Genomic DNA, 19454 nt, shown 5'->3' on the forward strand with positions numbered 1-19454 from the left:
CCGCATCACTTTAGCGGGGCACAGGTTCTCCGGCCGCAGGACTGTCAGCTTGGCTCCGCCGCCCGCAGCGGCAGCGGGACCATGGCCTGGAGTTCCTCGAGCGTGCAGCCGAAGGTCTCCCGCACCTGGACACCGTCGGGGCCGGTCAGGAAGACGGCCTTGTCGGTGTAGACGCGGGTCACGCAGCCGATCCCGGTGAGCGGGTACGTGCAGGTCTCCACCAGTTTGGACACGCCGTCGCGGGTCAGGAGCGTCATCATGACGAAGACGTCCTTGGCGCCGGTGGCGAGGTCCATGGCGCCGCCGACGGCGGGGATCGCGTCCGGGGCCCCGGTGTGCCAGTTGGCGAGATCCCCCGTGGCGGAGACCTGGAAGGCGCCGAGCACGCAGATGTCCAGGTGGCCGCCGCGCATGATCGCGAAGGAGTCAGCGTGGTGGAAGTAGGACGCCCCCGGCAGCTCGGTCACCGGGATCTTGCCGGCATTGATGAGGTCGCCGTCGATCTGGTCCCCGGCAGCTTCCGGACCCATGCCGAGCATCCCGTTCTCGGTGTGGAGCGTGATGTTCTGCTCCGGTTTCAGGTAGTTCGAGACCAGGGTGGGCTGGCCGATGCCGAGGTTCACGAAAGATCCGGGGGCGATGTCACGGGCCACGAGGCGGGCGAGATCGTCACGGCCCAGCGGCTTGCCGGACGTCTGGAGAACAGCCTGGTTGCCGTTCCGCAGACCCTGGTCATTGGTTGGGATGCTCATCTCAGGCCACCTTCACAATGCTGTTGACGTAGATGCCGGGGGTCACGATGTTTTCCGGGTCCAGGCCGCCGGTGGGGACAATCCCGGACACCTGGGCGATGGTGTGCTTCGCGGCGGCGGCCATGATGGGGCCGAAGTTCCGCGCGGTTTTGCGGTAGACGAGGTTGCCCCTGCCGTCCGCCGTGAGGGCCTTGATCAGGGCGACGTCGGCGTGGATGGGGGTCTCGAACACCTGCCACTTGCCGTCCAGGAAGCGGGTTTCCTTGCCCTCGGCGAGCATGGTGCCGTAGCCGGTGGGCGTGAAGAAGCCGCCGATCCCGGCGCCGGCGGCTCGGATCCGCTCGGCGAGGTTTCCCTGCGGGACGAGTTCGAGCTCGATCTCGCCGGCGCGGTACTTGGTGTCGAAGTGCCAGGAGTCGGACTGCCGCGGGAAGGAGCAGATCATCTTCTTCACCCGGCCCTCCTTGATCAGCAGCGCCAGTCCCTGGTCGCCCTGGCCGGCGTTGTTGTTCACCACGGTCAGGTCAGTGGCGCCGCACTCCAGCAGCGCGTCGATCAGCTCGAACGGCTGCCCGGCGTTGCCGAAGCCGCCGATCATCACGGTGGAGCCGTCCTTGATGCCGGCCACGGCCTCGCCGACGGTGTCAATGAAATTCAGCATCTCTCTTTGCCCTGTCCTCTATGCCGCATCGCGGGAAGTTACGTTTTCGAGCACGACGGCGAGGCCCTGGCCGACGCCGATGCAGATCGCGGCGACGCCCCAGCGCTGCCTGGAGGCCTGCAGGGACCGGGCCAGGGTGCCCAGGATCCGTCCGCCGGAGGCGCCGAGCGGGTGGCCCATGGCGATCGCGCCGCCGTGCCGGTTCACGATTCCCGCATCGATGCCCCAGGCGTTGATGCAGGCCAGGGACTGCGCGGCGAACGCCTCGTTCAGTTCGACGGCGCCGACCTGGTCCCAGCCGATCCCGGCCTTGGCGAGGGCCTTGTTCGCGGCCTCGACCGGGGCGTAGCCGAAGTACTGGGGGTCGTTGGCGTGCGCGCCGCGCCCGGCGATCCGGGCCAGCGGTTCCATCCCCAGCAGCCCGGCGGCCCTTTCACTGCCCAGCCACGCCGCGGAGGCGCCGTCGGAGAGCGGGGAGGCATTCCCGGCGGTGACGGTCCCGTTCTCGGTGCGGAACACGGTCTTGAGCCCGGCGAGCTTCTGTGCCGAGGACCCGGGCCGGATGCCCTCGTCGCGGACCAGGTCCGTGCCCGGGACCGGGGCGACCAGGGCGTCGTAGAAGCCCTCGTCCCACGCGGCGGCGGAGAGGTTGTGCGAGGCGGCGGCGAATTCGTCCTGCGCCTCACGGCTGACCCCGTATTTTTCGGCGAGCCGTTCGGTGGCCTCGCCCAGCGAGATGGTCCACTCGGCGGGCATGGCCTGGTTCACCAGGCGCCAGCCCAGCGTGGTGGAGGCCAGGGTCAGGTCCCCGGCCGGGTAGGGCTTCTCGGTCTTGGGCAGCACCCAGGGGGCGCGGGACATCGATTCGGCGCCGCCGATCAGCATCAGCTCGGCGTCGCCGGTGTTGATCTGGCGGGAGGCGATGATCGCCGCGTCCAGGGAGGAGCCGCAGAGCCGGTTGACCGTGGTGCCCGGGACCGAGACCGGCAGCCCGGCCAGCAGGGTGCCCATCCGGGCGATGTTGCGGTTTTCCTCCCCCGCGCCGTTCGCGTTGCCGAACACCACCTCATCGATCCGCTCGACATCGAGCTTCGGGGCGCGTTTCACGGATTCGCGGATCACATGCGCGGCAAGGTCATCCGGGCGGACCCCGGCAAGGCCGGCACCGAACTTCCCGAACGGGGTCCTCACGGCGTCATAGATAAATGCCTGATTCATGGGTTCTTGTCCGTTTCTGCCTCGTCCCTGGCCGCCTCGTCCATGGAATGAAAGACGTGCTGGGCGGTCTTGAAGGCGGTGTTGGCGGAGGGGACCCCGCAGTAGATGGCGGTCTGGAGCAGGATTTCCTTGATCTCGTCCCGGCTCAGGCCGTTGGTGATGGCGGCGCGGATGTGCATGGCCAGTTCTTCCCAGTGCCCGTGGGCCACCATGGCGGTCAGGGTGACGGCTGAGCGCATCTGGCGGCTGATCCCGGGCCGGGTCCAGATGCCGCCCCAGGCGATCCTGGTGATCATCTCCTGGAAGTCCTCGGTGAAGGAATCCTTGTTGGCGTTGGCGCGGTCCACGTGCGCGGCGCCGAGGACCTCGCGGCGGACTTTCATACCGCCGTCGTAGATTTCCTGGCTGGTCGCGCCGGGCTGGACCACACCGTTGCGTTCGGGCCCGTGGAATTCGGCACTGCTGGTTTCGGAGCGAGTCATGCTCCCGCTCCCTGGGTTTCGGTCCAGGTGATGAGGCCCTTGAGCAGCTCGGCGACGTGGCCCGGCGCCTCGAACGGCGCCAGGTGTGCCACGCCCTCCAGGCTGACGGCCGTAGCTGTTCCGCCGCCGGAGGTGATGCCCGCGGCGACTTCCCCGGCCATCGACGGCGGGGCGACGGCGTCCAGAGCGCCGGCCACTACCTGGGTGGGCACGCGGATGGTGCCGAGCTGGTCCCGCACGTCGAAGGCGGCCAGCGCCTCGCAGCAGAAGGCGTAGCTGAAACGGTCTGCGTCCCGGAGGCTGTGCAGGAGCCGGCTGCTGAGTTCCGGCTGGCTCTCCATGAATCCCGGGGCGAACCAGCGCTGCGCGGAACCCTGGATCATCACCGGGGTGCCCTGCGTGCGCACGGTTTCGGCACGTTCCAGCCAGCCCTCGGCAGTGCCGAGCTTCGCGCCGGAGCACTGCACGGAGAGGCTCTTGAGCCGGTCACCGTGCTTGATGCCAAGCTGCAGTCCGGTGGCGCCGCCCAGGGACACCCCGGCGTAGTGGAAGCGCGCGCCCGGGGCGATCGAATCGACCAGGCCGATCACGGCATCCGCGAGGTCGGCTACCGTGAAGGCCTCCTCCGCCGCGGGCGAGACGCCGTGCCCGGGCAGGTCCCAGGCGATGACGTCGACGTCGGGGCCCAGCAATGTGCCGGCCTGGCTCCACAGCAGGGAGGATGTTCCGAGCGAGGGCCCGACGATGAGGAGGGGTTTGTCGCCCAGCTCGCGCTGGGGCGAAAGCAGGACTGCTTTGACGGTGGGTCTAGCCACGGGAGGCTCCGTTCTGGAGTTGGTGGGCAATGGCGCCGGCCTGGCCGGTGTATTCCGGATACGCCGCGAGGATGCGGCGGGAGATCTCGACGGACTGGCCGAGGTAGTTGGCCGGGTTCAACAGCTCCTCGAGGCGGGCGTCCGTGAGCAGCTCTTCAGGGACAGCCGCGCGGAGCAGTGCCCGGTAGGTATCCGCCTGGTCCGCAGCCGGGGCCCGGAGCGTTTCGTCGACGACGGCCTGCAGCCGCTGTTTCCCGGTCCGGCCCGCCCCCGTCCCGGCGCCGCGCCCGTCCAAGGCGCGCCCGTTCAAAACGGCCCCGTCCAAAAGTGGTGCGACGGCGGCGTTGACGGCTTCGGAGAGCAGCAGCGGGCCGCCGAGCCCGAGGTTGCGGCGCATCGTTCCGGGGAAGACCGCCATCCCTTCGGCCAGTTCCCGCAGTTGTCCCGCGGCGCCGAGGGCCAGGCGGAGCAGCTGGCGCAGGGCGGCCCATTCGCTGTGCCAGGCGCCGTCGGGGCGTTCGTCGTTGAAATTGGCGGCCGCGAGATGCAGCTGGGCGGCCAGTGCCGGTGCCTGCAGGGCGGCGCTGCGGATCAGCACGGAGAGCACGGGGTTCTGCTTCTGCGGCATGGCCGAGGACACGCCGCGCCCCGCGGCGCGCGGTTCCGCAATCTCGGCAACTTCCGGCCGGCTCAGGAACAGGACGTCGGCGGCCATCTTTCCGGCCGCGTCGGTCACCGCCGCCAGCGCGTCGCCGAGCGCGGTCACTGCCAGCCGGTTGGTGTGCCAGGGGGCAGGAACGGGCGCGAGACCCAGGCGGGCGGCCAGCCGGTCGGCGAGATCAAACGGGGACAGCGGCTCCGGGGTCAACGCCCCTGGGGTCAACCCAGTGCCGTCGGTAAGTCCAGCGCCGTCAGTGAGCACTGCGCCGTCAGTGAGTACTGTGCCGGAGGCGAGGGTCCCGGCGGCGCCGCCGGTCTGTACCGGCAGTTCGAGGGCCTCGAGCCGGCTGGCCGCGGCGGCCAGCCCGCTGAACCACTGCGCGGCCCGCAGCCCGAAGGTGTAGGGCAGCGAGTGCTGGGTCAGGCTCCTGGCGACACAAAGCGTGTGCGCATGCGCTTCGGCGAGGCCCGCGAGGGCGGCCGTCGCCGTCCGGAGCTCCGCGAGGAGTTCGCGGATGGCCCCGGCGGCCAGCACCATCAGGGCCGAGTCGAGCACGTCCTGGCTGGTCAGCGACGTGTGAATGGCCTGGACGGCGCCGAGTCCGGCGGTGTCCAGGTTCCTGACCTGTTCACGGAGGTCGGCGAGCAGCGGGATGACGGGGTTGCCGCCGCCTTGGGCCCGCACGGCGATGCCTGCAACGTCGTACCGCTGCACGTCCGCTGCGGCGGCCACCACTGCGGCGGACCCCGCCGGGGCCAGGCCAGCCTCGTCCAGGACCGCCGCCCAGGCGGCCTCGACCTTGAGGATGGCGCCGAGCACTGCACGGTCCCCGGTCAGCGCCGCCACATGCGGCGATGCCGACACGGGACTGAGCAGGCCAAAGTCACCGTGCAGGCCCAAGTCACCGTGCAGTCCCAGCTCGCCCTGCAGGCCGGCGTCGCCGTCGGTTTCGAGGAAGGTCACTTCGAGGCACCCTCGGCGCCGCTGAAATCCAGGAACACCGTCTCGCCCTCGCCCTGGAGGCGGATGTCCCAGGTCAGGCCGCCGTCGGAATCCCGACGCGCGATGAGGGACCGGCGGCGGTCCGGTTCGAGCGAGCTGAGCAGCGGATCCTTGGCCAGTGCTTCCTCGTCCTCCGGCAGGTAGACGCGGGTAAACAGGCGGTTCATCAGGCCCCGGGCAAAGACGGCGACGGCGATGAACGGCGCCGCGCCCTCCTCGGTGGGGCCGGGGTTCACCGTGGTGAAGGTAAAGACGCCGGTGTTGCCGACCGCGCTGCGGCCAAAGCCGGTGAAGGTGTAGCCGTCCCGGACGAGGGAGCCTCTACGGTGCGGAACGTTGCCGTCCGCGTCGGCCTGCCAGATCTCCAGGATCGCGTCCGGGATGGGGTGCCCGGCGCCGTCATAGACGGTGCCCTGGAGCCGGATGGAGCCCGGGGAGCCGGGAGCCAGGAGCTCGCGGTCCTTGGTGTAGGGCAGGGCGTAGCCGTAGAACGGCCCCACGGTCTGGCCCGGTGTCGGGGTGAGTTTACTCATGGCGCTCCTATTCATTCTCGTCGCCTCCTGCGCCCAATGCCTCGTTTTCGGTCCAGGTCCGCTTGGACCCGGTCAGCACAATGTCCCAGTTGTACGCCAGAGCCCATTCCGGCTTGGTCTGCTCGTGGTTGTAGGTGGCCACGAGCCGGTCGCGGGCATCCTGGTCCACGATCGACTGGTAGATCGGGTCCAGCGGGAACAGCTGGTCACCGGGGAAGTACATCTGGGTGACGATCCGCTGGGTGAACTCCTGCCCGAACAGGGAGAAGTGGATGTGCGCCGGGCGCCAGGCATTGAGGTGGTTCTTCCACGGGTAGGCGCCGGGCTTGATGGTGGTGAAGCTGTAGGAGCCGTCCGCGCCCGTGATGCAGCGGCCGACGCCGGTGAAGTTGGGGTCCAGCGGTGCCGGGTGCTGGTCCCGCTTGTGGATGTAGCGGCCGGCGGAGTTCGCCTGCCAAATTTCCACCAGCTGGCCCGCGACGGGGCGGCCGTCGCCGTCGAGCACGCGGCCGGAGACCACGATGCGTTCGCCCAGCGGTTCGCCGTTGTGCGCGATGGTCAGGTCCGCTTCCAGCGCGTGCACGTCCATGTGCCCGAACGCCGGCGAGTAGAGCTCGATGGTTTCCGGGTCCGCGTGGTGCAGGTCCTTGGTGGGACGGCGCAGGACGCTGCTGCGGTACGGCGCGTAGTCGAGCCGCGGCTGGGTTTCGGCGGGGGCTCCGTTCTTGAGGGCCTGCGCGTAGGCGTCGCCGATCGCCTTCATCTCGGCGCTGAGGTCCGCCTGCGACTCCGCGGCAGTATCCAAGGCAGCGCCAACGGGCGCATACGTCTTCGGTCCTGCCTCCGTGGCTTCGTCGGACACGTCCTCGGTGATCGGGTCGGCGTTGAAGATGTCGAGGTTGATTTCTTCAGGCACAGCAGCCTCCTTTCGTTGGTGTGCTTACTATTCGGATGGGGTCAGGAAATGCGGGTCAGCTGGTGCAGGTGGTCGTATTGGACGGCGTGCCGGACCGGGGCGTTCGGGGCGCCGTAGCCGTCGTAGGCGCCGCGGCGTTCCACCATTTCAAAGAACACGCTGCCCACGGTGGCCGTGTAGAAATGCAGGAATTCGCCGTCGGCGTCGCGGTCATAGAGCAGGTTGAGTTCGCGGAGCGTGGCCAGGAATTCCGGGTCCAGGGCGAACCGGGCGTCGAGGTCCTCGTAGTAGTTCGCCGGGATCTGCAGGAAGTCCAGTCCGCGGTCCCGTGCGGCCCGGGCCGTGGCCACGAGGTCATCCACCGCGAACGCCACATGCTCCTGGTACGTGCGGCGGTGGCCGGGCCCGGCAGCGCCGGGTTCTTTTGTTCCGTCGGCGGCTTCCTGCTGCAGCAGCGGCGCCAGGTTCAGCACCAGGCGGACGCCACGGTCCTCGGTGAGCATCACCTGGGACCGGACCAGGCCGGTGGGGCTGGCCACCTCGGCATACGGCTGCGGTTCCAGCGCGAGGGCGCTCGTGTAGAACAGCACGGCTTCGTCAAAGTGCTGCCACGGCTGGGCGAGGTTCACGTGGTCGATCACGGCGCCCGCGCCGGGAATGGGGCCGGCGCCTGGAGCGGCGAGAGGCAGTTCCTCGCCGGATCCGTGTGGCTCGCCGAATTCACCGACCCAGGCCGCGGTGCCGTCCGGGCTGCCCTGGCAGAGGAAGATTTCGGTGGAGTCCGGCGCGGCGAAGCCCTGGAAGACTTCCTCGTTGGCCTGGCTCTTGCGCGGTACGGCGGGGGCCTTGAGCTGCTGGGCGCGGGCTGCGGCGATAACGGGAGAGTCGACGTCGAAGCCCAGGGCGGAGATGGCAGGGGCGGCGGGAGCCGGCTGGCCGGTACCGGCAGCAGGGCCGCCGCCGGCAGTGGCCGGTGTGCCGAAGGGTGCGGGTTCCTCGTTGATGATCACGCGGGCGTGGCCCATGGTCCACAATTGCACATCCTTGGTCCGATGGCGCCCGTTGAACGCAAAACCCAGCTGGCCGAGCAGGGTTTCCAGGCCGGCGGTGTCCCCGGCCCGGACCTCGGCGAAGTTGAAGCCGGCGGGCTCGGCCACCCGGGGCAGCGTGGCGAGCTCCATCGGGTACCGGCGACGGACCGACGCGCCGGACGCCTTGCCTGCGGCGGGGGCCGGATTTGCCTCCAGCCAGCGGGCGCTTTGCTCTTCGAGCCAGATCAGCGACCGCATGGCGTCGACGGCGGTGCGTTCGACATCGGACTGGCGGAAGACGTCGTTGAACACCTCCAGCGACACCGGTCCCGCGTAGCCGGCGCGGACCACGTGGCCCATGAACTTGGCGAGTTCGAACTGGCCCTCACCCGGAAACACCCGGTAGTGCCGGCTCCAGGACAGCACGTCCATGGACAGCTTGGGGGCATCGGCGACCTGGACGAAGAAGATCTTCTCCGGGTTGAAGGCTTCGATCGGCGCGGTGTCCCAGTCCCGGGAGAGGATGTGGAACGAGTCCAGGCAGGTGCCCAGGTTGGGGTGGTCCGCCATGTCAACCAGCCGGTGGGCGTGCTCGTAGTCGTTGACGTACTTGCCCCAGGCCAGGGCCTCATAGGCGACCTTGACGCCGTGGTCGCCGGCGAGGGCCGCGAGCCGGGAGAGCTGGGCGGCCCGGAGCTCGTCATCGTCAATCGTGGCGGTGCCGACGTTGGAGCAGAGCAGCATGGTGTCCATGCCCAGGCGGGACATCAGCCGGAACTTGGCGTCCGCGCGGCGCAGGTTGGCGGCGAGCAAGTCCTCGGGAACGCTGTCGAAGTCGCGGAACGGCTGGTAAAGGTCCAGGGTGAGGCCCAGGTCGGCAGCCAGTTTCCGGACGTCTTCCGGGCTCAGCGGGGACGTCACGAGGTCCTGTTCGAAGATTTCGATCCCGTCGAACCCGGCGACGGCGCAGGCCTGCATTTTTTCCCGCAGGGTACCGGAGAGGCAGACGGTGGCGATTCCGGTGCGCATCAGGCGGCCACTTCTTCTGCGGCCACAAGTTCCAGGAAGTGGGAGCGCATGCGGTCGGCGTCGGCCTCGCGTCCGGTGAAGATCCGGAAGGCGTCCGCCGCCTGGCCCACGGCCATCCGACCGCCGTCGAGCACCTCGCAGCCCTTGGCCCGGGCGGCGCGGACGAGCTCGGTTTCGATCGGCCGGTACACGATGTCCGCCACCCAGTGCCGGGACTCCACGAGGGACATGTCCAGCGGCACGCCCGGGTGGGCGGCCATGCCCACGGGGGTGCAGTGCACCAGGCCGTCCGCCTGCGGCATGAGCTGCGGCAGCTCCGCTGTGGTCCGGGCGGTGACGGTCCGGTCCGGGAAGAACCCGGCGAGTTCGGCTGCCCGGGCGGTGCAGCGGGCCGCGTCGGTGTCTACAAGGTCCAGCTCGCGGACCCCCGCGGTGAGCAGCGCGTAGGCGACGGCGGATCCGGCGCCGCCGGCTCCCAGTTGCACCACGCGGTCCAGGGTGGCGCCGGGGAGCCCGGAGGCCAGCGCCGCCGCGAACCCGGAGAAGTCGGTGTTGTGGCCGATGAACCGGCCGTCGCGGATGACCACGGTGTTTACGGCGCCGAGGCGCCGGGCGTCGGTGGAGACCTCGTCGAGGTGCTCGAGCACGAGCTGCTTGCAGGGGTGCGTGATGTTCAATCCGTTGAACCCGAGGCTCCGGGCGCCGGAGAGCAGCTCCCCCACGGCCTGGCCGGGCAGGCCGAGTTCGATGAGGTCGATGGGGCGGTAAAGGTACCGGAGGCCCTGCACGTCGCCCTCGCGTTCGTGCATATAGGGCGTGAGCGAAGGCATGACGCCGTCTCCCACGAGGCCCACGAGGAAGGACTCTGCTCGATTGCTCATCCGGTTAGCTCCTTTGACAACGGCACTCGGCGGGGGCGACGCCTGCGGCGTCTGCGGCGGACCGGGTGATAGGGATTACATTACAGATTTTGTTCACATGTTGCACTGTTGTTCGAATGACGAACATATTATTACTGCGGCGGCTTGTTTACGACGGCGGCGCATGCCAGTTCCCGCCGGCGTCACCGCTGGGGCAGCCGGGCCGACAGCTCCGCGGCCGCCGCCTGCAGCAGCGGCACGAGCGCCACGAGGGCCTCCATGCTTAGGCGGAAGACCGGGACCGCCGTGGCCAGCGAGGCGAAGGCATGCCCCTGGGCATTGAAGACCGGGACGGCGACGGCGCGCATGCCGAGCTCGTTTTCCTCGTCCATGGTGGCGAAGCCCTGGCGCCGGACCTGCTCGATTTCGGCCCGGAAGGCCTCGCGGTCGGTGATGGAAACCGCCGTCAGCGGCTCCAGGGGCAGCTCCTCGACGAGCTGGGCGCGGGTGGCGTCGTCGGCGAACGCCACCAGCGCCTTGCCCACCGAGGTGGTGTGCAGCGCCCCGAGATGCCCGGGGTCACTCGTGACCCGGAAGGTCTGCGGGCCGTCCACCTTGTTCACCGTCAGGTGATGGATGCCGTCGCGCACGGAGAGGATGGTCGCCTCGCCCGTTTCCTCGGTCACGCGCCGCAGGATGGGCAGCGCCGTGCCCGCGAAGCCGTGGTGGTTGGAGACGCGCTGGCCCAGCTGGAAGACCCGCAGCCCCAGGTGGTAGCGCCGGCCGTCCGGCTCGTAGTCCACGAACCCGTCCCGGGTCAGGGAGCCGAGCAGGCGGTAGGTGGTGCTGAACGGCAGGTCCGCGCGGCGGGAGATCTCCGCGGCACTGGCGCCACGCGGCTCGTCGCCCAGGAGGACCAACAGGCCCAGGGCCTTGCCCACCATGTCCGTCCGCGAGTCCTCCCTGGCGGGCTTCGAAGGGGCCTCCGCCTTCGAAGGGGCCTCCGCGGGATAGCCGGAAGCGGCGGGAACGTCTGTGGTTTGATTCACACTCATGCATCGATGTTCCCACATAGTGAGAGCTATTTCTAGATAGTGATTATTTTTGTTGACAAGTGACTGCGCTCACAGTCATGATTGCTACATCGCACAAGTAGCTCCCACCATGTGGCTACTAGTCCGGGTCTTTCCACGGACCTCCGGCTGCACCACACTTAAGCAAGCGGCAGCCGAGACCTTCCTGATCCATCCGCGACAACGTCGTCACACCAAAGGAACACCATGAGCCACACTGTCCCGTCCACGACGCCGGGTATCACCACAGGAGGGACGCCGAAGAAGGCGGCCCTTGCCAGCTTCCTGGGCAGCGCCGTCGAGTATTACGACTTCTTCATCTTCGGTTCCGCAGCCGCGCTGATCTTCCCGCATGTCTTCTTCCCCGATGCGGACACCAACGCGGCAATCATGTCGTTCGCCACCTTCGGCTTCGCCTACGTGGCCCGCCCTGTCGGCGCCGTGGTCCTGGGCCACTTCGGCGACAGGGTGGGACGCCGGAAGGTCCTCATGTTCACGCTGCTGCTGATGGGCGCCTCGACGTTCGTCATCGGCTGCCTTCCGGACTTCAGCACAGTCGGCTGGTGGGCCCCTGCCCTGCTGGTGCTGGCCCGGCTCTGCCAGGGCCTGTCCGCAGCCGGCGAGCAGGCCGGCGCCTCGTCCATGACGCTCGAGCACGCCCCGGACAACCGCCGCTCCTTCTTCACTTCCTGGACCCTGACCGGCACCCAGGGCGGCCAGATCCTTGCCGCCCTCGTCTTCATCCCGGTCCTCGCCCTGCCTGATGAGATCAAGTACACGATCGGCTGGCGCATCCCGTTCTGGCTCAGCGCCGTGGTGGTGTTGATCGCGTTCTTCATCCGCCGCACCCTGCACGAGCCGCCGGCGTTCGAGGAGGCCCAGAAGACCAAGCAGATCTCCAAGCTCCCCGTCGCGGACCTCCTCAAGAGCCACTGGCGCGATGTCGTCCGTGTCATCGCCTGCGCCTTCATCGCCGCCGTGTCCACCGTCTTCGGCACCCTGGCCATCAGCTACGCCAAGAACGTCGCCGGCGTGGACGGCACCACCACCCTCTGGCTCGTCGTCGGCGCCAACTTCCTGGCCCTGGGTACCCAGCCGCTCTTCGGCATGCTCGCCGACAAGATCGGCCGCAAGCCGGTGTTCATCTACGGCGCACTGTCCAGCGCGGTCCTGACCCCGGTCTTCTTGCTGAGCCTCGAATCCGGCAACGTCGCGCTGATGTTCCTGGCCGCCATCGCCTTCTTCTCCTTCGGCTACGCGGCGGCCAACGCGGTCTGGCCCTCCTTCTACGCCGAGATGTTCAGCACCAACGTCCGCTTCTCCGGCCTCGCAATCGGCACCCAGCTGGGCTTCCTGATGGCCGGTTTCGCTCCCGCAATCGTGGCGGCCATGGGCGGCATCCAGCCCGGCGGCTGGGTCCAGATCTCCATCTTCACCGGCATCATCTGCCTGATCGCCACCGTCGCGGCACTGACGGCCAAGGAAACATTCCGGGTCCCCACCAAGCAGCTCGGCCAGCACTAGCCCGCACCGGCAGCGGATTTCAACCGCGCTTCCGCATCGCACTACACGCCGGCGGCCCGTCCCTTCGGGGGCGGGCCGCCGGCGTTAAGGCGTTGAGGGGTTAAGGCGGTGCGGTGGTTGGCGGGCTAGGGTGCGGCGCCCAGTACTGCGGCGAGATCGAACTTCACCGGTTCCTCCAGCTGGTCGTACGTGCAGGAGCGCGGATCGCGGTCCGGACGCCAGCGCAGGAACTGGGCTGTGTGCCGGAACCGCTCGCCCTCCATGTGGTCATACTTCACTTCCACCACGCGCTCCGGCCGCAGCGGGGTGAAGGACAGGTCCTTGCCGCCGCTCCACCGGCTTCCCTCGGCCTTCCGCGGAGTCCGCGCCCCCTCCTCCTGCCGGGCCCAGGCCCAGGGGTGGCCGTCAAAACCGGTGACCAGCTCCTGCAGCTCGGCAAAGAGCTCCGCGCGCCTCGCCATCGGGAAGGCGCCCACCACGCCGACGTTCGCCAGCACCCCGGCGTCGTCGTAGAGCCCCAGGAGCAGCGAGCCGATCCGGTCCGGACCGGAGGTGTGCACGCGGTATCCGGCGAGCACGCAGTCCGCCGTCCGTTCGTGCTTGACCTTGACCATCGCGCGCTTGTCCGGCTGGTAGCTGCCCTCCAGCGTCTTGGCCACAATCCCGTCAAGACCGGCGCCCTCGAACTGCCGGAACCAGCGCTGCGCCGTGTCCCGGTCGGAGGTCGCGGCCGTGACGTGGACCGGCGCCGCGCTGGCTCCAAGTGCGCGCTCCAGCTGCCGGCGGCGCTCGGAGAAGGGTTTGCCCGTGAGATCCTCGTCGCCCAGGGCCAGCAGGTCGAACGCCACGAAGCGCGCCGGGGTCTGTTCCGCGAGCAGCTTCACCCGGCTGGCGGCCGGATGGATGCGCTGCTGGAGCGCGTCGAAGTCCAGCCGGTCCCCGGAGGCCGCCACCAGGATGATCTCGCCGTCCACCACACAGCGTTCCGGCAGCTCCGACTTCAGCGCCTCGACAAGCTCGGGGAAATAGCGCGTCATCGGCTTGCCGTTCCGGCTGCCGATCTCCACCTCGTCGCCGTCACGGAAGATAATGGAGCGGAAGCCGTCCCATTTCGGTTCAAAGAGCCAGCCCGTTCCGGCGTCCGTCGACGGCAGTGCGGGGAGTGCTTTGGCCAGCATGGGCGCAATGGGAGGCATCAACGGCAGGTGCATAGCGCCCATTCTTGCGCCGCGGACCCGGCACCGCCACCCCCCACGCAGTGGTTGCCCGTTGAGGGTTTCCTCAACGGGGTTCCTCGACACGTGCCCGCCCCGGCGGTAAACATGGGTGATGGCTACCATCGGGTTCCACGCCTCGCATGAACAGATCAGCCCCCGCCGCCTGCTGCAGGACGTGCAGCTGGCCGAGCAGGCCGGCTTCGACGCCGCCATGTGCTCGGACCATATTGAGCCGTGGTCCGCCCGGCAGGGCCACTCCGGATTCGCCTGGTCCTGGCTCGGGGCAGCGCTGGCCACCACCGGTCTGCGCTTCGGGGTGGTGACGGCGCCCGGGCAGCGTTACCACCCGGCGATCATCGCGCACGCCTCAGCCACCCTGGCGGACATGTTTCCCGGCCGCTTCTGGATGGCCCCGGGCAGCGGCGAGTACATGAACGAGCACGTCACCGGCGAGGCCTGGCCGCCGAAGGAGACGCGGCAGCGCCGGCTGGAGGAGTGCGTGGACGTCATCCGCCGGCTCCACGCCGGCGACGTGGTCACGCACCACGGGCTCGTCACGGTGGAGCAGGCCCGGATCTGGGACGTTCCGGAGACCAAACCGCCGCTCATTGCCCCGGCCGTGAGCGTGGAAACAGCGCGCCGGGCAGCTGCCTGGGCGGACGGACTCGTCACCGTCAACCAGCCGCCGGGAAAACTGAAGGACATGCTGGCGGCCTACCGGGACGCCGGTGGCCGCGGGAAGACTGCCCTCCAGGTCCACCTGTCCTGGGCGCCGACAGAGGCAGAGGCCGTCGCGATCGCAGAGGACCAGTGGCGCACCAACGTCTTTGCGCCGCCGATTCCCTGGGACCTGCCCACGGCGGCCCATTTCGACGGCGTCAGCACCGGTGTCCAGGAGGACCAGGTGCGGGCGGTGGTCAACGTCTCCGCCGATGCCGGGCAGCACGCCCAATGGCTGGCCGGCTACCTGGACCTCGGATTCGATGAGCTGTACCTGCACTTTGTCGGCCAGGAGCAGACACCCTTTATCGACGCCTTCGCCGAACATGTCCTCCCCCAGCTCCGCCCGGCCGGGCAGACCCGGGCCGGAACGGACGGTGCGCTGTGAGAATCGCCGAGACCTCGGATCTCTGGTGGAAGAACGCGGTGATCTACTGCCTGGATCCGGAGACGTTCTTCGACGGCGACGGCGACGGCACCGGGGACTTCGGCGGGCTGATCCAGCGGGTGGACTACCTTGCCGCGCTCGGCGTCACGTGCATCTGGCTCATGCCCTTCTACCCCTCCCCGGACCGCGACGACGGCTACGACGTCACCGACATGTACGGCGTGGATCCCCGGCTCGGCAGCCTGGGGGACCTGGTGGAATTCATCCGCACCGCCAACGACCGCGGCATCCGGGTGATCGCGGACTTTGTCATTAACCACACCTCCGACCGGCACCCGTGGTTCGTCCAGGCGCGGAAGTCCGTGGACAACCCCTACCGCGACTACTACGTCTGGCGGAAGGACACGCCGCCGGATACCTCGGACCAGGTGGTGTTTCCCGGCGAGGAAACGTCCATCTGGACCCAGGACAAGGCCACCGGCGAGTGGTATCTGCACATGTTCGCCAAACACCAGCCGGACCTGAACGTGATGAATGCCAAGGTGCGGGACGAGATTGCGAAGTCGATGGGATTCTGGCTGCAGCTGGGCCTGGACGGCTTCCGGCTGGACGCGGTGCCCTTCTTCCTGGAGCTGCTCGGCGAGCCCAAGGATGAAGCCGCGAAAATCGACCCGCACCAGTACCTGAGCGCCCTGCGCAGCTTCCTCAACCGCCGCCATGGCAGTGCGGTGCTGTTGGGCGAGGTCAACCTTCCGTACAAAGAGCAGCTGAAGTACTTCGGCGGCCCGGCCGGCAACGAGCTGAACATGCAGTTTGATTTTCTCTCAATGCAGAACATGTACCTGTCACTGGCCCGGCAGGACGCCCGGCCGCTGGCCCGGACGCTCAGCAGCCGTCCGAGGATCAATCCTGACAACCAATGGGCCATGTTCGTCCGGAACCACGATGAACTCACCCTGGACAAGCTCAGCGATGCCGAACGCGAGGAGGTCTTCGCCGCCTTCGGCCCTGATCCCGACATGCAGATGTACGGCCGCGGACTGCGGCGGCGGCTGCCCACCATGCTCGGCGGCGACCCGGCCAGGATCCGCATGGTCTACTCCCTGATGTTCTCACTGCCGGGCACCCCGGTGCTCTTCTACGGCGAAGAGATCGGGATGGGCGAAGACCTGCGCGCGAAGGGCCGCTCGGCCGTCCGCTCCCCCATGCAGTGGGACCACACCGGGAACGGCGGCTTCTCGACCGCCCCTCCCGGGGACCTCGTGGCCCAGCCCGTGGACGGACCGTTCGGGCCGGCGCACATCAACGCCGCAGCCGCCAAACGGGATCCTGATTCGCTGTGGAACTTCATCGCGACGCTGATCCAGCGCTACCGGGAATGTCCCGAGCTCGGCTGGGGCAGGTTCGACCTCATCAAGCAGGCCGCACCGGCGGTGCTGCTGCACCGCTGCACGTGGGACGGCTCCACGGTGGTGGCCGCCCACAATTTTGGCGCCGAACCGGCGTCTGTGACGGCCGCGCTGGTCCCGCCGGAGGACGAGGACGGCGGGCCGGGGGGTCCGGACTCAAAGGCCAGCGCGGGGCGTTCGTACGCCGGGGCCGTGCTCCGGGACCTGCTCGGCGGCGCGGACATCCCGCTCTCCGACGACGGCGCCTTCGAAGTCCCGCTGGACCGCTACGGGTACCGGTGGTTCCGGGTCGAGCGCCCGGGCGAACGCCACCTCCCCTGAGACGCCCCGCCCTGAAGGGGCACGGTATCGGCCGCGCCCCCGAGATCTAACGGGCCCCTTACCGCACTGAAACGCGGACGCAACATTGGCGCAGGAGACTGGAAGTGCCGGCAAGAGCAGGCACCAGCTCCAGGCCAGGAGGCCCCGCCATGTTGAAGGAAGCGAAAGCCCATGTAACCCGCGTCCGCGCCCTTGACCAGCTGCACCGCGGCGATGAGATCGAGGCCCGCCTGCGGGTAGGCCCGAACTACGATGACGTCGTGATCCGCCGCGGCAGCGTTCAGGAAACGGCCCCCGGAATCGGCGTCGTCTGGATCATGGACCGCCACACCGGCATGCGCAAGGCCATCAACGCTGACGAATGCAGCGTCTGGCGGGTCGCCTGAGGTGTCAGCCTCCCGCCACTGACTGGATGATGAGGACTTCCTGGCCCGGTGCCACGGCGGTCACCAGACCCTGCAGCCGCCGGATTTCATTCCCGTTGACGTATATATTCACGTAACGGCGAACACTTCCGGTCTCGTCCCGCAACCGCCGCGACAGCGCCGGATAGTCCCCGGTCACCGTATCCAGCACCCACTCCACCGTCACCGCCGCCTCGGCGGGCGCAGTCAGGATGGACTGCCCGCCGGCGAGCGGTTGGAGGACGCTGGGCAGGACCACACTGATCGCCGGGTCTGCCGGCATGGTTTCGCCGCTGATCACGCCGCTGGTCATGCGCTTCTACCCCTTCACGGCCGTGCCGGGAGCAGGGCCGCGGAGATCACGGCTGCCCGCACGCACAGGACATCCGGCAGGTGCGAGGCGACCTCGGTGAAGTGTTCCCCCTCGTCCGCGCTGGCGTAGACACTGCCGCCCCGGGTCCCGAAGTAGACGCCCGCGGGCTCCGCACCGTCGACGCTGGCAGCATCACGCAGCACGGCGTTGTACTCGGCCTCCGGCAGCCCGGCATCGAGCCGCTTCCAGCTGGCGCCGGCGTCATCGGTCCGGTGCACGGCCAGCTTCCCGTCCGGCGGGATACGTTCGCCGTCAGCCTTCAGCGGGACCACCCAGGCGGTGCCGGCGCGCCGCGGATGCGTCATCATCACAAAACCGAAGTCCGCCGGCAGCCCTTCGGCAATCGACTCCCACGACTCGGCGTCGTCGTCGCTGCGGTACACGCCGTGGTGGTTTTGAGCGTACAGGCGGCCGTCGACGGCGGCGTCGGCCGCGATCTTGTGGACGCACTGGCCGAATTCCGGATTGGGATCCGGCATGAAGTACGCGGAAATTCCCTTGTTGCGCGGCTCCCAGGAGGCGCCGCCGTCGAGCGAGCGGTAGACCCCTCCGGTGCTCATGGCAACGTGGACCTTCTCGCCCGTGGGGTCGACGACGATTGAGTGCGCCGCAGCGCCGCCGTAGCCCGCGCCCCATTCGCTGCGGTGCGGATGGTCCCAGAGGCCGCGGTTGAGCTCGAAGTGCTCGCCGCCGTCGGTGGATTTCCAGACCGAGATCGGTTCGCAGCCCGCCCACACGACGCCCGGGCGGGAGTCGGCGTCGGGGTGAATCTGCCAGATCCGTTCCAAGGCGGCGTCGGTGCCGTCCGGGAACGTGATGGCACCGTTTTCGGGTTCGGTCCAGGATCCGCCGAGATCATCCGAGTGGAAAACCGTGGGACCCCAGTGCTCGGAGCGGACCCCCACCAGGATCCGGGTCCTGCCATCGCGGGTATCGATGGCGATGCTCGGCACCTCACTCATCAGAAAATGCGGTCCGGACAGGGACCAATCTTTCCGGTCCGGGCTGGTCGCCAGCCAAAGGCCTTTCTTGGTCCCGATCGCCAGGACGTAACTCTCTGCAGTAGCCATGCGTCCCATGCAACCATCCCCGCCGGAAGGCCGCAACGGTTTTCTACCGGCACTGTTTCTACCGGCGTTGCCGGGGTGTGCTACCGCGCCGGTGGCATGTGGGTCAGTCGACGAACTCCGACTGCGTCTCGATGAAGTCCCAGTCCGCGGCCGTCAATATGGCCGTGCCGGCGGCGGACGGTTCAGCCGGACGGGGCCCGCCGGCGTCCGCGATTCCCCGCTGCACGGCCTCGGGCAGTTCGATGGTCCGCAGGTTTTCCCGAAGCCATTCCTTGCTCGCCAAATCCAGATCCAACCACCACATGTAGATCTCCACGGCGGCCACCTCCTCCTGTGTCCTTCAACCGTAGGCCCCACCCGCGGGCTGTTCAAGGGAGGCCGCGGCATTCGGCGCCGGTACCGTCCCAGGCCGGGCAAACGGGAAGTAAGCCCCTGTTCAGGACCGCACCCCGGCGCCAGAATGAAGTATGCCTGACGACTCCGCCAACGGCCCGGCGCCTCTCGTGGTGGGCGTGGTTCCGGGACAGCATCCGGAAGTGCTGCAGACGGCGGCATCCCTCGCGAAGTCCCTCGCCGCGCCCCTGGTCTGCGCCTACGTGGACGAGGCCAGCTACCTCGTGGAATGGGATCCGGGGCGGTCCGCGCACCGCCTGTCCCTGCACCCGGACGCGGACGAGGCCCGGATCCGGGCCACCACCCAGGAGCTGCGTTCCGTCGTTGAGGCACTCTGCGCACCCCTGGGGATCGACTGGACGCTGCGCACCCTGGCCGGGGACCCGGCCCGGGCGATCGGCAGGCTGGCCGCGGACACCAACGCGTCCGTGATCGTGGTGGGGACCCCCGAACGCGGCCTCGGCCACCGCATCTCCGCTGCGCTCAATGGCTCCGTGGCGGCATGGCTGAGCCACCATCAGGAGCGTCCAATCCTGATCGTTCCGGCGGCCGCTCCGGCGGGAAGAAAGTAAAGCGAAAGTACTTATTCGGACCGCTGGTGT

Annotated in this window: 20 protein-coding genes; 5 read left to right on the forward strand and 15 right to left on the reverse strand. The window is 68.7% G+C overall.

Annotated features, from left to right (window positions below; genetic code table 11):
• Positions 1–44: 44 nt before the first annotated feature.
• The 11 genes from C560_RS0109070 to C560_RS0109120 form a co-directional block, all read right to left on the reverse strand.
• Entirely contained in the window at positions 45–752 is a 708-nt protein-coding gene (locus C560_RS0109070) for a 3-oxoacid CoA-transferase subunit B (protein ID WP_051533066.1), read from the reverse strand.
• Position 753: 1 nt separating this feature from the next.
• Positions 754–1413: a 3-oxoacid CoA-transferase subunit A gene (locus C560_RS0109075; RefSeq protein WP_026537970.1), complete on the reverse strand. Its 660-nt coding sequence runs from the start codon at positions 1411–1413 to the stop codon at positions 754–756.
• 18 nt (positions 1414–1431) lie between these two features.
• Positions 1432–2631, reverse strand: a complete 1200-nt coding sequence (locus tag C560_RS0109080) for a thiolase family protein (protein ID WP_026537971.1) — start codon at positions 2629–2631, stop codon at positions 1432–1434.
• Positions 2628–3113 carry a 4-carboxymuconolactone decarboxylase gene (gene pcaC / locus C560_RS0109085; protein ID WP_026537972.1) on the reverse strand — a complete coding sequence of 162 codons (486 nt, stop codon included), beginning with the start codon at positions 3111–3113 and terminating at the stop codon, positions 2628–2630. Before pcaC ends, C560_RS0109080 begins: the two co-directional genes overlap by 4 nt.
• Positions 3110–3928, reverse strand: a complete 819-nt coding sequence (locus C560_RS0109090; protein ID WP_026537973.1) for an alpha/beta fold hydrolase — start codon at positions 3926–3928, stop codon at positions 3110–3112. Before C560_RS0109090 ends, pcaC begins: the two co-directional genes overlap by 4 nt.
• Positions 3921–5501 carry a lyase family protein gene (locus C560_RS0109095; protein WP_442853150.1) on the reverse strand — a complete coding sequence of 527 codons (1581 nt, stop codon included), beginning with the start codon at positions 5499–5501 and terminating at the stop codon, positions 3921–3923. Before C560_RS0109095 ends, C560_RS0109090 begins: the two co-directional genes overlap by 8 nt.
• Before the next feature lie 47 nt (positions 5502–5548).
• The gene (pcaG, locus tag C560_RS0109100; protein ID WP_026537975.1) at positions 5549–6124 is read right to left on the reverse strand and encodes a protocatechuate 3,4-dioxygenase subunit alpha; all 576 of its coding nucleotides are present in this window, start codon (positions 6122–6124) and stop codon (positions 5549–5551) included.
• A 7-nt stretch (positions 6125–6131) separates the two neighbouring features.
• Entirely contained in the window at positions 6132–6986 is an 855-nt protein-coding gene (pcaH, locus tag C560_RS0109105; protein ID WP_051533082.1) for a protocatechuate 3,4-dioxygenase subunit beta, read from the reverse strand.
• A 95-nt stretch (positions 6987–7081) separates the two neighbouring features.
• Positions 7082–9100: a bifunctional sugar phosphate isomerase/epimerase/4-hydroxyphenylpyruvate dioxygenase family protein gene (locus C560_RS0109110; protein ID WP_026537977.1), complete on the reverse strand. Its 2019-nt coding sequence runs from the start codon at positions 9098–9100 to the stop codon at positions 7082–7084.
• Complete coding sequence (locus tag C560_RS0109115) at positions 9100–9981, reverse strand: shikimate dehydrogenase (protein ID WP_018775359.1); 882 nt, start codon at positions 9979–9981, stop codon at positions 9100–9102. The genes C560_RS0109110 and C560_RS0109115 overlap by 1 nt, the downstream gene beginning before the upstream one ends.
• 182 nt (positions 9982–10163) lie before the next feature.
• Complete coding sequence (locus C560_RS0109120) at positions 10164–11015, reverse strand: IclR family transcriptional regulator (RefSeq protein ID WP_026537978.1); 852 nt, start codon at positions 11013–11015, stop codon at positions 10164–10166.
• Between the two features lie 225 nt (positions 11016–11240).
• On the opposite strand from C560_RS0109120, the gene C560_RS0109125 reads away from it, so the two are divergent.
• The gene (locus tag C560_RS0109125; protein WP_026537979.1) at positions 11241–12557 is read left to right on the forward strand and encodes an MFS transporter; all 1317 of its coding nucleotides are present in this window, start codon (positions 11241–11243) and stop codon (positions 12555–12557) included.
• 125 nt (positions 12558–12682) lie between these two features.
• Here the strand turns inward: C560_RS0109125 and C560_RS0109130 are convergent, their stop codons facing one another.
• On the reverse strand, positions 12683–13768 hold the full coding sequence (locus C560_RS0109130; protein WP_026537980.1) for an ATP-dependent DNA ligase: 1086 nt from the start codon (positions 13766–13768) through the stop codon (positions 12683–12685).
• Positions 13769–13886: 118 nt separating this feature from the next.
• Between C560_RS0109130 and C560_RS0109135 the strand changes: the two genes are divergently transcribed.
• The 3 genes from C560_RS0109135 (at position 13887) to C560_RS0109145 (ending at position 16998) form a co-directional block, all read left to right on the forward strand.
• Complete coding sequence (locus C560_RS0109135; protein ID WP_026537981.1) at positions 13887–14882, forward strand: TIGR03885 family FMN-dependent LLM class oxidoreductase; 996 nt, start codon at positions 13887–13889, stop codon at positions 14880–14882.
• A complete protein-coding gene (locus C560_RS0109140) occupies positions 14879–16612 on the forward strand; it encodes an alpha-amylase family protein (RefSeq protein ID WP_026537982.1) in 1734 nt (577 codons plus the stop codon). The genes C560_RS0109135 and C560_RS0109140 overlap by 4 nt, the downstream gene beginning before the upstream one ends.
• A 149-nt stretch (positions 16613–16761) precedes the next feature.
• Entirely contained in the window at positions 16762–16998 is a 237-nt protein-coding gene (locus C560_RS0109145) for a hypothetical protein (RefSeq protein ID WP_018775353.1), read from the forward strand.
• A gap of 4 nt (positions 16999–17002) precedes the next feature.
• Here C560_RS0109145 and C560_RS0109150 read toward each other — a convergent pair whose 3' ends face one another.
• The 3 genes from C560_RS0109150 to C560_RS0109160 all read right to left on the reverse strand — a co-directional run bounded on the left by C560_RS0109150 (position 17003) and on the right by C560_RS0109160 (position 18775).
• A complete protein-coding gene (locus C560_RS0109150) occupies positions 17003–17329 on the reverse strand; it encodes a MoaD/ThiS family protein (RefSeq protein WP_197026128.1) in 327 nt (108 codons plus the stop codon).
• Between the two features lie 14 nt (positions 17330–17343).
• Positions 17344–18468 carry a WD40/YVTN/BNR-like repeat-containing protein gene (locus C560_RS0109155; RefSeq protein ID WP_026537983.1) on the reverse strand — a complete coding sequence of 375 codons (1125 nt, stop codon included), beginning with the start codon at positions 18466–18468 and terminating at the stop codon, positions 17344–17346.
• Positions 18469–18562: 94 nt separating this feature from the next.
• Complete coding sequence (locus C560_RS0109160; protein WP_026537984.1) at positions 18563–18775, reverse strand: hypothetical protein; 213 nt, start codon at positions 18773–18775, stop codon at positions 18563–18565.
• A gap of 151 nt (positions 18776–18926) precedes the next feature.
• Here C560_RS0109160 and C560_RS0109165 point away from each other — a divergent pair, with 151 nt between their 5' ends.
• On the forward strand, positions 18927–19424 hold the full coding sequence (locus C560_RS0109165) for a universal stress protein (protein ID WP_026537985.1): 498 nt from the start codon (positions 18927–18929) through the stop codon (positions 19422–19424).
• The last annotated feature ends 30 nt before the right edge of the window (positions 19425–19454 follow it).

The organism is Arthrobacter sp. 9MFCol3.1, from assembly GCF_000620385.1.
Lineage (GTDB): Bacteria > Actinomycetota > Actinomycetes > Actinomycetales > Micrococcaceae > Arthrobacter.

Excerpts from the sequence above, each read along its gene's own strand:
- C560_RS0109130 (WP_026537980.1), bottom strand. The coding sequence starts at position 13,768 with ATGCACCTGCCGTTGATGCCTCCCATTGCGCCCATGCTGGCCAAAGCA.
- C560_RS0109120 (WP_026537978.1), bottom strand. The coding sequence starts at position 11,015 with ATGAGTGTGAATCAAACCACAGACGTTCCCGCCGCTTCCGGCTATCCC.
- pcaG (WP_026537975.1), bottom strand. The coding sequence starts at position 6,124 with ATGAGTAAACTCACCCCGACACCGGGCCAGACCGTGGGGCCGTTCTAC.
- C560_RS0109135 (WP_026537981.1), top strand. The coding sequence starts at position 13,887 with ATGGCTACCATCGGGTTCCACGCCTCGCATGAACAGATCAGCCCCCGC.
- C560_RS0109070 (WP_051533066.1), bottom strand. The coding sequence starts at position 752 with ATGAGCATCCCAACCAATGACCAGGGTCTGCGGAACGGCAACCAGGCT.
- C560_RS0109080 (WP_026537971.1), bottom strand. The coding sequence starts at position 2,631 with ATGAATCAGGCATTTATCTATGACGCCGTGAGGACCCCGTTCGGGAAG.
- C560_RS0109145 (WP_018775353.1), top strand. The coding sequence starts at position 16,762 with ATGTTGAAGGAAGCGAAAGCCCATGTAACCCGCGTCCGCGCCCTTGAC.
- pcaC (WP_026537972.1), bottom strand. The coding sequence starts at position 3,113 with ATGACTCGCTCCGAAACCAGCAGTGCCGAATTCCACGGGCCCGAACGC.
- C560_RS0109150 (WP_197026128.1), bottom strand. The coding sequence starts at position 17,329 with ATGACCAGCGGCGTGATCAGCGGCGAAACCATGCCGGCAGACCCGGCG.
- C560_RS0109155 (WP_026537983.1), bottom strand. The coding sequence starts at position 18,468 with ATGGGACGCATGGCTACTGCAGAGAGTTACGTCCTGGCGATCGGGACC.
- C560_RS0109075 (WP_026537970.1), bottom strand. The coding sequence starts at position 1,413 with ATGCTGAATTTCATTGACACCGTCGGCGAGGCCGTGGCCGGCATCAAG.
- C560_RS0109125 (WP_026537979.1), top strand. The coding sequence starts at position 11,241 with ATGAGCCACACTGTCCCGTCCACGACGCCGGGTATCACCACAGGAGGG.
- C560_RS0109110 (WP_026537977.1), bottom strand. The coding sequence starts at position 9,100 with ATGCGCACCGGAATCGCCACCGTCTGCCTCTCCGGTACCCTGCGGGAA.
- C560_RS0109165 (WP_026537985.1), top strand. The coding sequence starts at position 18,927 with ATGCCTGACGACTCCGCCAACGGCCCGGCGCCTCTCGTGGTGGGCGTG.
- C560_RS0109115 (WP_018775359.1), bottom strand. The coding sequence starts at position 9,981 with ATGAGCAATCGAGCAGAGTCCTTCCTCGTGGGCCTCGTGGGAGACGGC.